The sequence below is a fragment of the Pseudomonas sp. PS1(2021) genome (assembly GCF_020405165.1).
GTDB classification, from domain to species: domain Bacteria; phylum Pseudomonadota; class Gammaproteobacteria; order Pseudomonadales; family Pseudomonadaceae; genus Pseudomonas; species Pseudomonas aeruginosa.
In genome coordinates this window covers 1,562,820-1,576,037 of record NZ_CP084484.1, presented here as the reverse complement: position 1 = coordinate 1,576,037, position 13,218 = coordinate 1,562,820, and the positions used below count along the sequence as shown (strand labels likewise).

9 protein-coding genes and 1 pseudogene are annotated in these 13,218 nt (G+C 68.4%); 2 read left to right on the top strand and 8 right to left on the bottom strand.

Annotation, left to right across the window (positions count from 1 at the left end; translation table 11 throughout):
• Positions 1-4 precede the first annotated feature (4 nt).
• The 7 genes and pseudogenes from LE197_RS07680 to LE197_RS07650 form a co-directional block, all read right to left on the bottom strand.
• The gene (locus tag LE197_RS07680; protein ID WP_023106570.1) at positions 5-457 is read right to left on the bottom strand and encodes a hypothetical protein; all 453 of its coding nucleotides are present in this window, start codon (positions 455-457) and stop codon (positions 5-7) included.
• A complete protein-coding gene (locus LE197_RS07675) occupies positions 450-1,799 on the bottom strand; it encodes a phosphatase PAP2/dual specificity phosphatase family protein (protein WP_058134936.1) in 1,350 nt (449 codons plus the stop codon). Before LE197_RS07675 ends, LE197_RS07680 begins: the two co-directional genes overlap by 8 nt.
• A pseudogene (locus LE197_RS07670) lies at positions 1,799-3,558 on the bottom strand (bifunctional alpha/beta hydrolase/class I SAM-dependent methyltransferase). The gene LE197_RS07675 and the pseudogene LE197_RS07670 overlap by 1 nt, the downstream one beginning before the upstream one ends.
• 89 nt (positions 3,559-3,647) lie before the next feature.
• On the bottom strand, positions 3,648-4,283 hold the full coding sequence (locus LE197_RS07665; RefSeq protein ID WP_003139074.1) for a CDP-alcohol phosphatidyltransferase family protein: 636 nt from the start codon (positions 4,281-4,283) through the stop codon (positions 3,648-3,650).
• A 134-nt stretch (positions 4,284-4,417) separates the two neighbouring features.
• Positions 4,418-8,083 carry a translocation/assembly module TamB domain-containing protein gene (locus LE197_RS07660; RefSeq protein WP_031692869.1) on the bottom strand — a complete coding sequence of 1,222 codons (3,666 nt, stop codon included), beginning with the start codon at positions 8,081-8,083 and terminating at the stop codon, positions 4,418-4,420.
• Positions 8,080-9,819, bottom strand: a complete 1,740-nt coding sequence (locus LE197_RS07655) for an autotransporter assembly complex protein TamA (protein WP_003122638.1) — start codon at positions 9,817-9,819, stop codon at positions 8,080-8,082. Before LE197_RS07655 ends, LE197_RS07660 begins: the two co-directional genes overlap by 4 nt.
• Before the next feature lie 133 nt (positions 9,820-9,952).
• On the bottom strand, positions 9,953-10,666 hold the full coding sequence (locus LE197_RS07650) for a GNAT family N-acetyltransferase (RefSeq protein ID WP_003139068.1): 714 nt from the start codon (positions 10,664-10,666) through the stop codon (positions 9,953-9,955).
• A 144-nt stretch (positions 10,667-10,810) separates the two neighbouring features.
• On the opposite strand from LE197_RS07650, the gene xthA reads away from it, so the two are divergent.
• Positions 10,811-11,623 (top strand): exodeoxyribonuclease III, encoded by an 813-nt coding sequence (gene xthA, locus LE197_RS07645; protein ID WP_003089983.1) that lies wholly within the window; start codon positions 10,811-10,813, stop codon positions 11,621-11,623.
• A gap of 107 nt (positions 11,624-11,730) precedes the next feature.
• On the opposite strand, the gene LE197_RS07640 is transcribed toward xthA, so the two are convergent.
• Positions 11,731-12,162, bottom strand: a complete 432-nt coding sequence (locus LE197_RS07640) for a VOC family protein (RefSeq protein ID WP_078451564.1) — start codon at positions 12,160-12,162, stop codon at positions 11,731-11,733.
• A 94-nt stretch (positions 12,163-12,256) separates the two neighbouring features.
• Here LE197_RS07640 and LE197_RS07635 point away from each other — a divergent pair, with 94 nt between their 5' ends.
• Entirely contained in the window at positions 12,257-13,171 is a 915-nt protein-coding gene (locus LE197_RS07635) for a LysR family transcriptional regulator (RefSeq protein ID WP_078451349.1), read from the top strand.
• Positions 13,172-13,218: the final 47 nt, after the last annotated feature.

The window sequence follows — 13,218 nt, the reverse complement described above, 5'->3', positions numbered from 1 at the left end:
CTCTTCAGGTTTGAGCGTTGAATAGAGGGATCGACAACAGGCACGACAAGGCCAGCAGGAACTGGGCGCCACAGGCCAGCGCCTGCCAGCGTAGCAGGCGCAGGGCGCCGCGGCTGCGCTGGTTCCAGGTGCGCCCCGCGGCGTCCGCGCGGGCCAGGCCGAGGTCGGCCAGGGCCCGGTCCAGGTCTTGGGTCTGCGCTTCCAGCCTGTCGCCGACGCGGCTGAAACGTTCGAACAGTTCGGCGTCCAGGGCCACTCGCAGCGCCCAGTACTTCTGCCACAGGCCGAGCATGGCGATCGCCAGCATCGCCGCAGCGAAATAGCGCCAGCCGATGCCCTGCACGGCCTGGTACAGGCCCAGCCCGATGGCCAGCAGGGTCAGTGCGGCGGACAGCCGGTCGATCTCGCGGCCACGGCGCAGCAGCGCCGCCACCAGGGCCAGGGATTGCTCAGGCATGGCGCACCTCGCCCAGTTCCGCCGATGGCTCCGGCACGCTCCCGCTCAGCGCCGCGAGGGTCCGCCGCTGGGCCTTGCCCAGCAGCACTTGCGGTCGCGCCCGGCGTAACACGGCCACGGCCGACTCGACGTCCGCCGCGCGGCCGCTGAGCAGCAGCCAGGCGGCGACCAGCGTGGCGCTGCGCGAATAGCCCAGAGCACAGGCCACCAGCAGCGGCCCTTGCGCCAGCAGTTCGTCGATCAGCGCAGCGGCGCGCCGGCAGTCCTCGACGTCCGGCGCGACCAGGTCGAGCAACGGCAGGCTGCGATAGGCCAGCCCCTGCGGCTCGCAGGAAAGTTCGGCGGTAGCGTCGAGCAATGCGCGGAAGCGGCCGTCGGCCAGTTCCGCGGACGACGGCAGGCGCCCCAGCCAGAGGCCCGGCAGCACCTCGTCCGGCTGCGGCCGGCGACGGGTCCAGAGCCAGGCGTTGACCCGCGCGGCAAGCAGATACGGCGCCAGCAGCCAGCGCGTGGCGGCGCTCAGGCGGCCAGTGCTGCCCTTCTGGAAGCCGGCGGCGCCGAACAGCAGGTAGTTCAGCGCCACCAGCGCCAGCGCCAGCGCCGGCCAGCACAGCCACAACGCCGCACCACCAAGGGCGAAGGCGACGGCGGCGCAGGCCAGCGCGCCGAGGCCATAGCGAGCGGCCAGCCGCCGCCGTTGCCGGTCGCGGCTCAGGCTGGCGCGGGCGAACGGCGCGGGCTGCGCCTGCGGCCACAGCCAGACGCACAGCCAGCCGGCCAGCGCACCGGTGGGCACGTCGATGAAATGGTGCTGCCAGGTGGTCAGCACCGACAGCCCGATCAGCGCGAACCAGCCATGCAGCAGCCAGCGCCAGGCGCCGCTGGCGTAGCGCGCGTAGCAGACCCAGAGCACTACCAGCAGGGCGATGTGCAGCGACGGTGCCTGGTTGAACGGTTTGTCGAACCCCATCAGCACGTCGAACAGCCAGCCGAACACGCCGCCCAGTTCCGGCCGTTCGAAGGTGAAGCGCAGGGGGAACAGCAGGAAGCAGGCCACCGACAGCACCTGGGCGCTGAGCAGGCGCAGGCAGTGGGTGTCCAGCTCGCGCTTGTCCCGCGGCAACAACAGCGACAGGCCGTAGAGCAGGTCGATCGACCAGTACGGCAGGATGGTCCAGGGCCACAGCGGCATCCCGCGTTCCCAGTCGAAGACCAGGCTGCCGACGTCGCCGCGCTGGCTGGTCAACCAGTTGGCCAGGCCATAGCTGGCGAAGAAGAACGGGCCGAGGAACAGCAGCCAGAGCACCGCCCGCTTCAGTACCCCCGGCTCGCGCGGCGCCATCAGCGGGCGACCTTCTGCGCCAGCGATACGCTGAAGATGCCCCACTGGTCGACCCGCTGGGTGATCTTGCGGAAGCCGGCGGCGGCCACCAGTTGGTCCATCTCCGCCTGGGTCCGGCGCCGCATCACCCAGGCCTGGCCCTGGCGGTGGCTGGTCAGCGCGCGGGCGATCAGTTCCAGCTGCGGGTGCCAGGGTTGTCCGGTGTAGACCAGGTAGCCGCCCTCCTCCAACGCCTCGCCGAGGCCGGCGAGGGAGTCGCCGACCATGCGGTTGTCGGCGAACAGCTCGTAGAGCCCGGAAACCACCCCGAGGCTCGGCTTCGGTTGCAGCGCCGCCAGGTCGGCGCGATCGAAGGCGTCGCCCTTGACGAAGCGGGCGATGCCGGCGAGGCCCTTGCTTTCGATCAGGGCGCTGCCGTCACGCACGTTGATCTCGCTGTAGTCGCGCAGGAGGATGCTTTCCGGCAGCGGCTCGACGCCTTGCAGGGCTTCGAGGATGTAGCGGCCGTGGCCGGCGGCGATGTCGACGATCCGCACCTCGCGCTGCTCCTCGCGCAACCGCTGCATGGCCAGGCGCAGCAGCTCCTCGGCGTGCAGCTTGCGCTGGCGGATGCCGCGCCAGCCAATGGAGTCCAGGTAGTTGCGGTCGATCAGGCGACCCAGCGGGCCGCTGCCGGTGGGCTGGTTGCGGTAGACATAGTCGAGGGTGCTGCCGGAATCGAAACCGGTGTCGAAACCCAGCTTGACCCCGTCCGACCACAGGCTGCCCAGGCGCAGGCCGGCACGGGTGGCGCGCCAGTAGAGATCGCGCGGCGAGTTCTTCGGCAACGGCGCGGCCAGCGCCTCGGCCTCGGCGCAGGTATGACCCAGGCGGTCGGCATCGAGCAGGCTCGGTCGTTCAGGTGCCGTGGCGAATGCCTCGAGGAGGAAGCGCCGGGCACGGGCGACGGCCAGGTGACGATCACGCTCGCCAAGGGTGTCGTGGAAGAAGCCGGGCAGGATGTGCTTTCCTTGCGCAGGCTGCCGAGACGCTCGAAGAAGCGCTCCTGCGGCGCACGGTGGACGACGAAGTCGGCCCCGGAAATCAGCAGTTGGGTGGGAATCTGGATCGCCTGTGCGTCCGCTACCACCCGCTCGGCAGCTTCGTAGAGGCCGAGCAGGACGTTCACCGAGATCGCCTTGGCGATCAGCGGGTCGCTGTCGTAGGAGGCGATCCGCTGCGGGTCGTGACTGAGGAAGCGTGCCTTGACATAGCTGTTGACGAAGAAATTGCCGCGCCACAGGCGCATCAGTTTCAGCCCGCTGCGGGCGAACGGCACGTAGAGCTTGACCTGGAACGCCGGCGAAGCCAGCACCAGCGCGCGTACCTTCGGCGCGTAGTCGTGGGCCCAGGTGGAAACCAGCACCGCGCCGACGCTCTGCGCCACCACCGCCATCCGCTCTTCGGCGATACCGTGGACGGCCTGGATATGGTCGACGAAGGTCTGAACGTCGCGCACGCTGGTGGCGAAGCTCGGGCTGTCGCCGCGGGCGCCTGGCGAGAGGCCGTGGCCACGGGCGTCCCAGGCGAAGAAGTCGTGTTCCGGCAGGTCGAGTTCGTCGACCAGGTGGGCGATCCGCCCGGAGTGCTCATGGCCGCGGTGGAACAGCAACACCGCCTGGCGCGTGCCGTCCGGCGCCGGGCGGCTGGCCGGCCAGTGGCGGTAGAAGAGTTCTACCCCGTCGTGGGTGGTGAAACGCAATTCCTGTACGTCGCGCATGTGATGTCCCTATGTCGTTGCCCCGGCCGGGAACCCGGCGGGGTTGCTTCCTGCGGGCGCCCACCTCCATGGTGCTCGCCCATTCCCGCTCAGGCCTGCTCGTCGCGGCCCCGCCGACTCGCGGCCAGCTCGGCCAGGCCCTGGCGCACACGGTTGCCGATGGTCAGCAGCAGCAGGGCCGCGATCAGCAACATCAGCCAGTCGATCCAGGCCAGCGGCAACAGGCCGCTGGCCACCCCGGCGCCGATCACGCCGAAGCACAGCGCCCGGTCGCTCTTGCCCATCGGGCCGTCGTAGCGGCGCGAAGCGCCGACCATGGTGCCCAGCGCACCAGCATATTCGCTGATCACCGCCAGCAGCACCACCAGCACCACCCACAGCGGATTGACTCCCGGCAACAGGGCGAACGGCAGGTACAGGCCGCTGTCGGCGATCACGTCGGTGAGTTCGTTGAGGTAGGCGCCCAGGTCGGATTTCTGGCCGAACTCGCGGGCGAGCATGCCGTCCACCGCGTTCAGCGCCATGCGCAGGAACATCCACAGCGGAACGAGGGCGAACAGCCAGAGATGGCTGGCGAAACCGGCGACCAGCGCGCCGACCAGCAGCGACAGCAGGCAGGCCGCCAGGGTCACCTGGTTGGCAGTGATGCCGCGCTGGTAGAGGCGCTGCACGCCGGGACGAAGAAGATTCTGAAAGCGCGGTTTGAGTTGATAGACGGAAATCATGTCAGCCAGTCCTTGTGCCGAGTTGCTTCGGGCACCGACCTGGCGGTCGGCGCCCGCTCCATTCTACGACGTCGATGCGCCGCTAAAAGTGACACACTTTTATGCGTTACGCATGGTCCGTATCAACGCATCCGTCAGAAATCGCGCTTGAAGAACAGGTCCAGCGAACTGGCCAGGCCGCTCGCCGCTTCGAGATAGAGGCGTTTGGTCAACTGGTAGCGCAAGGCGATGGTATTTGCCGGTTCGAACACTCCAACACCATAGCGCAGGCTGAGCTTGTCGGTGATATTCCCGCTGGCGACCACGCTGGTGCTGTTGCCGGTGCCCTCGGTGTCCAGCTGGAAGTCCTGGATGCCGAGCTGCTTGGCGATTTCCCCGGTGAGCGGTGCGCTACCGGCCAGGCCCAAGGCCAGGGCCGCCTCGCCGAGCATGTTGCTGTCTTCGCCGGTGCTCATCGGCCGCCCCAGCACCAGGTAGGACAGCGCCTGCTCCTGGCTCATCGCCGGTTCGGAGAATACCGCGCTGGTCGGCTGCTCGGCGCTGCCGGTCAGGCGCAGGCCGGCGACCACATCGTCGACCCGGCGGATCGCCTCGATATCCAGGTACGGCTGGTCGATCGGTCCGGCGAAGAACAGCCGCGCCCTACGGATCGTCAGGCGCTGGCCGTAGGCACGATAGCGGCCCTTGTTCAGGTTCAGCTCGCCGCGGGTATCCAGGTTGTCGCCGATGTGCAGGTGGCCGGCCAGTTCGGCGCTGAGGCCGAAGCCGGAGAACGCCAGCTTGTCCTGGCCGACCTCGACATCGATGTCCATCTTCATCTTCAGCGGCTGCTGCTCGGGCTGCTCGGAGCCGACGATCACCGCGTCGTCGGAGACCTTGACCGTGGATGGCGGCAACTGGCGGATGGTGATGTCGCCACGCGGCACCAGGACCTTGCCGGAGATCGCCAGCTCCTGGCCGGCCATGCCGATCTTCAGGTCCGGTTCAACCTCCAGTTGCGCATAGGGATCGACCACCACCGGCAGGCGGTTGCCACGAATGTTCAGGGCGACGTTCAGCGCCTCGCCCCAGCTCAGGTTGCCGGACAGGCTGCCCTGGCCGTACCTGCCGCTGCGCCAGCCGCCGCCGAGTTCCAGGCTTTCGCCAGCGATGCGAGCGTCGAGGGAAAGGTTCTCGAAGCTGGTCGGCAGCTCACCGCCGCCGATGTTGCCGTCGCTCAGCGTCACCCGTCCGTCGACCCGCGGCGCCAGCAGGCCGCCGGACAGCCGGCCGCTGCCGTTCAGCCTGCCTTGCAGTTTCTCCACCATCGGCACGAACGGGCGCGCCAGCGACAGGTCGAGGCCGGCCAGGCTGAACTCGCCGCTCAGCGGCTTGCTCGCCGGGCGCGGGTCGATCTGCGCCTGCACCCGCAGCTCGCCGAGCTTCGGTCCGCGGAAGTCGAGGGAGGTATCGACGCGGTTGGGCGCCAGCCGGCTCTCCAGGCGCAGGCTGTCGTAGCCGACGTCGACCCACTGGCCCTGGTCGCGCAGGCGCAGCGTACCGCTGCCGGCGTCCAGGCTGACCACGCCGCTCGGGCCGCGGGCCGGAACGTCCAGTTGCAGGTCGCCGTTCAGCTTGCCCTGCCAGGCGAAATCCTCGGGGAACCATTGCTTCAGGCTGTCCAGCGGGAAGTCGCGCAAGGTGTAGCGCAGCCGCGGCTCGGGCAGCAGGCGCTGCTCGCCGCCGCAGAGGCTGGCGGCGCCGGATACCCAGCAATGTGCGCCGAAATTGACCTTGCCGTCGGCCAACCGCTCCAGGCGCGCCGGCTGCTGTAGCTTCCAGTCCTGGCCGCCGCTGCTCAACTCGCCGCGCGCCAGGCGACCGCGCCAGTTGCCGCGCTCCAGTTGCCCGTCGAAGGCCAGGCCGAGCTTGAGCAAGGCACCTTGCAGGTCCAGTTCCAGTTGCTGGCGGCGTTGGTCACCGCGGGCATTGGCCTTGAACAGGCCGAGATCGGTTTCGCCGCTGCGCAGGCCGGAAGCGACCAGCGCCAGGGTGCCGTTCTGCCGGGCATCGAGGTTCGCTTGCAGGTCGAGGCCGGCGATGCGCTGCTCGGCGTAGGCGATCTGCTGTCCCTTGAGGTTCAGCCTGCCTTGCGGCGCCGCGAGGCTGCCAGCCAGGTCGAGGCGTCCGTCGAGGCGACCGAAGAGTTGCGGCCAAAGCTGGCCGAGACGGTTCAGGGCGATGTCCAGGCGGCCTTGCAGGCGCTGGTCGAGCGCCCCGCTGCCCTGCACCTTGTTATCCCCCAGGCGCAGGTCGAGGTTGCCCAGCGTCCAGCGCTGCCCCTCGCCTTCGGCGCGCGCCTGGAATAGCGCCGGCTGGCCGCGCAGGCGGCCCTTGACGTCGAGATCCACGCCCAACGCCAGTCGCTCGTCGCGAACACTTCCCTGGCTGCGCAAGGGACCGGCCAGTGAACCCGGCAGCTCGGCGACCCAGTACGCCGGGTTCAGTTCGCTGAGCTGCAGGGCGGTATCCCAAGCCACGCCATTGTCGAAACGCAACGTCACCCGGCCCTCGGCCTGGCCTTGCCCGGCGCGGAGCTGCAGCGACGGCAGGTTGAGCTGGACGAGGTCGCCGGACACCGGGCTGGCCAGCGTGAAGTCGCCCGCCGGACCGCTCGCCGCCGCGCTGAAATTGCCCAGGTAGCGCTGGTCCTGGTAATGCACTTCCGCCTTGAAGGTCTTCAGCGTCACCGGCGGCGGCTCCGCCAGCGGATACAGGCGCAGCCAGGGGAAATCCTTCCAGTCCAGGGTCGCGTCGGCGGCCAGGCTTTCGCGCCAGTCCAGGCGTCCGACCAGCTCCAGGCGCTGCTCGCCGCCAGCGTCCAGGCGCAGTTGGCGGATATCCGCGCCCTGGGCGTCGACCCGCCCGTCCAGGCTCAACGCCACCGCCCCGCCCTCGCCCGGCAGGCTGGCGCCGCCGCGGATCAGGTAACCGCTCTTGAGATCGCCGCCGGCATCGAGCTGGATGGCATTCAGGGTCAAGGTGTCCGGTAGTCCGGCCGCACCCTTGAAACCGTCGGCGCGGATCAGCAATCGTGCCGGCAGGTTTTCCGCCAGCGCCTGCAACTGTCCTTCCAGGCTGCCGTCCAGGTAACCGCTGCTGCGGCCTTTCAGGGTCAGCGCCTGCTGCAGCTCACCGCCGATCTGGACGGCCAGCTTCCACGGCTTGCCTTCGGGAGCGGGCAGGCCGAGTGTGGCTTCGGCCTGCAAGGGCCAGTCGCCGCTCGGCTGCAAGCGCCCCTGAAGCGCCAGGTCCAGGCCGAAGCCCCGCGCCGTCAGCGAGTCGATGTGCAGGCCGTCGGCCAGCCAATGGGCCGCCAGCTTGAGTTCGGCGACCTGCTGGTTGCCGTCGAGCAGGAAGCTGCCGACCGCCACTTCGCCGAGTTCGATGCTCAGCGGCAGTTTCAGCGTCGGCAGGCTGATCGGCCCGCTGTCGGCGCTGTCGCCGCTCGGCGGCAGGTCCAGCGCGATCCGTTCGGCGGCCACCCGCTGCAGGCACAGGCGCAGCCCCGCCAGGCAGGCCGGCGACCAGCGCAGTTCAGGCCGCTCGACGACCAGTTGCGTACCGTCCTGCGCCCAGGACAGCCGCTGTGCCTGCCAGGCGCCACCGAGGCGACCCTCGAAGCCGCTGACCTGCAGGCCCGGCACGCGGCCGAGCAGCCAGGCGCTGCCGGCCTGGGTGCCGAGCAGCGCAGCGAGTCCCAGGAGCAGCGCGAGGAGCAGCCCGACTATGGCCAGCAAGGTGATCTTCAGCGCCTTCACAGTTCTGGCCCCATGGAGAAGTGCAGGCGGAAACCGCCGTCGTCGTCGAGCGCATGGGCCAGGTCGAGGCGCAACGGGCCGACCGGCGAGACCCAGCGCACGCCGAAGCCGACCCCGGTCTTGATCGACGGGAAGTCCAGCGAGTTGAAGGCGTTGCCCTGGTCGACGAAGGTCGCCAGGCGCCAGCGCTCGGCCAGCGGATATTGATACTCGACGCTGCCGGCGATCATGTAGCGGCCGCCGATCTTGTCGCCATCGGAATTCTCCGGCGACAGCGTCCGGTAGTCGTAGCCGCGCACGCTCTGGTCGCCGCCGGCGAAGAAGCGCAGCGAGGGCGGGATCGACTTGTAGTCGTTGGTGGCGATTCCGCCTACCTGCAGGCGGCCGAGCAGGCGATGGCCGCCGGCGAAGCTGGTCAGGCCCTTGGCCATGGCGTCGACATGGAGTACGTCGGCGTCGGCCAGCAGGCCTTCCTTCGCCCCCTTGACGTTGAACTGCAGGCGGTAGCCATGGCTGGGGTCGACCTTGTTGTCGGTCTCCAGCAGCGAGTAGCCGATCCCCGGCATCAGGAAGCTGCTCAGCCCGGAGTCGTCGCCCAGCTTGTACTCCTCGCGCATCCAGTTCAGCGAAACCACCCGCTGCCAGCCATCGGGCTGCTTGCTGTGCCATTCGCCGCCAAGGGTCAGCAGCTTGCTCTCGGTGTCGACCAGGTCTTCGAACTGGTAGCCGCTGGTGAAGCGCAGCTTGTCGGTGAGCGGCGGATCGAGGGGAATCTCGTACCAGGCGCCGACGTTCTGCCGTGGTGCGGAGATTTCCGACTCGAATCCCAGGCTATGCCCTTCGGCATTCACCCAATGGCGGGTCCAGTTGAACCTCGCGCGCGCCCCGACGTCGGTCGAGAAACCGAGGCCGACGCCCATGGTCCGGGGCTTGCGCGCCTCCAGCCGGACCGCTACCGGGATCGCCTGGCGCGCGCCGTCGGCCTGCGCCTGGGTCGGCGCGGCGTCGACCCGCACGCCCTCGAAGTAGCCGCTGGATTGCAGGTTCTGGTTGAGTTCGGCGATCAGTTCGGAGTCATAGGGTTGGCCGGCCTTGAACGGCACCATGCGGCGCAACAGTTCTTCCTCGATGATCGAGTCGCCGTCGAAGCTCACCTTGCCGAAGGTGTAGCGCTGGCCGCTGTCGTAGACCAGGTCGATGTCGGCGATGCCGGCGCGCGGATCGATGCTCAGGCGCTGGGTGCTGAAGCGGCCCTGGAAGAAGCCGTAGCGCGAGGCCTGGTTCTGGATCAGCCGCTTGGCGTCCTCGTAGACACCCTGGTTCAGCTTCGCGCCCGGTTTCAGCTGCTTGCCCGACGGCAAGCGGAAGCTCTCCAGGCTGGCGGCCTCGCCGAGCACCTGGATATTCACCTGGCGCAGGCGCACGGGCTCGCCGGGCACTACCTTGAGCGTGAGCTTCGGCGGCTTGCCGTCCTTCACCTCGCTGTCGATCTGCGCCTGGAAGTAGCCGAGCGCCTGGGCCGCCTTTTCCGCCTGCGCCTCGGCATTGCGGCGGAAACGCTGCAACGCCGCCTCGTCCCGCTCGCCGAGGCTACCCACGTAGGCCTCGATATTGGCCTTCAGGGCGGCATTGGCGGGGGTGACGCGCACGCTAAGCTGGCTCTCCGCGAAGGCGGCCGTACTCAGGCACAGCAGCCCGGCCAGTGGGAACCGGAACAATCCTTGAGTCAGTCTCATGGCGCGGATGCTACGCAGGCGGGTGGCGCGCGTCCAGATTTGCACGGACGCCGCCGACCACCTCCTGACATTCGGGTTTTATGACGCCAAGCGCCTGACAGGCATGGCTTTTCTCGCGCGTCCGGGGGAACGCTCAGGTCGCCGCCGGCGTCTCGCCAGGATGCAGGAGGACGTGCTCGCGCACCGCTCCCAGCGTCACCTCGCCGATCTCGCGATAGCCGTGCCGCTGGTAGAAGTCCAGGTAGCGCGCATTGCCGGTATCCAGGACCAGCCCCTGCGAAGCGGAGTCCTCGGCGCACCAGCGCTGCACGGCCGCCAGCAACTGCTCGCCGATCTGCCTGCCCTGGTACTCGGGATGCACGCCGAGCATCGGCAACTGGTGATGGGGGCCGACCGGCAGGCAGGCCTGCACCGCCCGGTGGTAATCCAGGTAGCGCCGGGTCGCGGCCAGGCCGACGCTGAACAGCATGCGCAGGCGCCAGCTCCAGCTCTCGGTGATATCCAGGCGGCGCTGCGGCGGCGTGATCAGGGCCGCCGCGACCAGCCGATCGTCGATGAACAGGCCGATGGCCGGCAACTCTTCGCCCAGATGGCGCTCGACCATCTCCCGGACGCAGGCACGCACGCGCTGGTCGTAGCCGGCGCGCTGCGCATCCATCAGGTAGGCGAAGGTCGGTTCGTGGCGGTAGGCGTGGTAGAAAAGCGAGCGGACTTCGCGGCTATAGCCGTCGTCGAGCAGACGGACATCGGTGACCTGATCAGGCATGGAACGCATTCCTTGTCGGCCGCCGGCGCAGCGACACGCACGCTTCGCCACGGCGATTGGTCGAGCGGATGGCCTGGCCATCCCCGTCCGCGGCAGACCACAGGGCCGGCAAAGCGCCAAGCCACACAGCCATCGGGTACCCGGCGGACACTAGCACAGCGCCTCCAGGGTCGCCAGGCATCCCCCGGCTGGGCTAGCATTCCTGTTTTTGCTAGGACGCCCACCATGAAAATCGTCTCTTTCAATATCAACGGTCTGCGCGCCCGGCCGCACCAACTGGCGGCGCTGATCGAGCGGCACCAGCCCGACGTGATCGGGCTGCAGGAAACCAAGGTCGCCGACGACCAGTTTCCCCAGGCCGAGATCGAGGCGCTCGGCTACCACGTCCACTACCACGGGCAGAAAGGCCACTACGGCGTCGCCCTGCTCTCCCGCCAGGCGCCCCTGGAACTGCACCGCGGCTTCCCGAGCGACGGCGAGGAGTCCCAGCGGCGCTTCATCTGGGGCACCTTCAGCGACGCCCAGGGCAACCCGATCACCGTGATGAACGGTTACTTCCCGCAAGGCGAGAACCGCGAGCATCCGACCAAGTTCCCGGCCAAGCAGCGCTTCTACGCCGATCTCCAGTCGCTGCTGGAGAACAGCTTCAAGCCCGAGCAGGCCCTGGTGGTGATGGGCGACATCAATATCTCGCCGGAGGACTGCGACATCGGCATCGGTGAGGAAAACCGCAAGCGCTGGCTGAAGACCGGCAAGTGCAGCTTCCTGCCGGAAGAGCGCGAATGGCTGGCTACCTTGAAGAACTGGGGCCTGGTCGACAGCTTCCGGGCCCTGAATCCGGAGGTGAACGACCGCTTCAGCTGGTTCGACTACCGCAGCCGTGGCTTCGAGGACACCCCCAAGCGCGGCCTGCGCATCGATGTGATCCTGGCCAGCCGGGTGCTGCAGTCGCGCTTCAAGGACGCCGGCATCGACTACGACCTGCGCGGCATGGAGAAACCCTCCGATCACGCCCCGATCTGGCTGGAGCTGGCCTGAGGCGCAGCCCAAAGTGAAGGCTCATCCCCGGATGAGCCTTCAGGCAGTCACTGCCTGGCCCGGGCGATCTCGCCGACGCCCCCCCTATCCGGCGCGCGACCTTTCCCTCAGGCAGGATTGTCCACCCGCGGCCCCTTCAGCTCCACTCGATTGCCGTCCGGATCGAAGAAGTACAGCGACCAGCCGTCGCCCTCGGCGCCGAAGCGGATTTCCGCGGGAACCTGCGGGACCAGGCCGAACCCCTCGAGATGGGCGATCAGCGCGGCCTCGTCGAACGGCTCGATGCGCACGCAGAAATGGTCGACGTTGCGCCCTTCCCCACCCGGCGCCGCACCGCCCTCCCGGCCGAGCGACCCGGACACCGCGACCAGGTCGAGCATCGACGTGCCCAGGCGCAGATGGGCCAGATCCAGGTCGTCGCGCCACTTCACCACCACGCAACCGAGGACATCGCGATAGAACGCGATGCTGCGTTCCAGGTCGCGGACCCGCAGGACGATGTGATCGAGACGTTCGACGACGAAGGGTTGCATGGTCATTCACCTCTAGGACCGTGGACTATGGCGAGACTTTAGCCAGCACACCCCAGGTTGATAATGCTTTAATCCCTGATTCATTGATTACTGACAGTGAATTATCCCCGTGGATCACCTCACCGCCCTCAAGGTCTTCCGCGCCGTGGCCGCGAATGGCGGCTTCGCCGCCGCGGCCCGGCAGATGAATCTCTCGCCGGCCGCCGTGAGCAAGAACGTCGCCGAACTGGAAGCGCACCTCAAGGTGCGCCTGATCAATCGCACCACCCGCAGCATGAGCCTGACCGAGGCCGGCGAAGTCTACCGGCAGCGCCTGGAGCGCATCCTCGACGACCTCGAGGCCGCCGACGCCGCGCTCACTTCGATGCAGCAGGGCCCCAGCGGCCTGCTGCGGGTCAGCGCCCCGCTGACCCTCGCCCTCACCTGCCTGACCCCGGCCATTCCGGCTTTTCTCCAGCGTTATCCGGACCTGCGCCTGGAACTGCTCCTGCAGGACGGCCGCCAGGACCTGATCGCCGAAGGCATCGACCTGGCCCTGCGCGGTAGCGACCGGGTTGCGGACTCCGGCCTGGTCGCCCGCCCGCTGCTAGTCCTGGAGCACGTGCTCTGCGCGGCGCCGGCCTACCTCAGTCAGCATGGCCAGCCGCTGCGGCCGGAGGCCCTGCGCGAACACGAGTGCATCCGCTTCAGCCTCTCTGGCCATGCCGACCGCTGGACCTTCCGCAAGGAGCGCGAGTGCATAGCGGTGCCTATCGCCGGGCGTTACCGGGTGTCCTCCAGCCTGGCGGTGCGCGATGCCCTGCTCGCCGGCTTCGGCTTGAGCCTGATCCCACGGCTGTACGTACAGGCGGAACTGGCCGAAGGCCGCCTGGTTGAATTGCTGGCCGGCTGGAAGGCCGACGAGACGGCGATCCACGCGGTCTATCCATCGCGCCAACTGGCCGGCAAGACCCGAGTGTTTCTCGACTTCCTGACCGAGACAATGGCGCAGGGCCATGATTCCCCAACGCTGTAACCTTAGCGTCACCCGTCTGACTTAATCTCGCCGGCAAATTCCCTTCC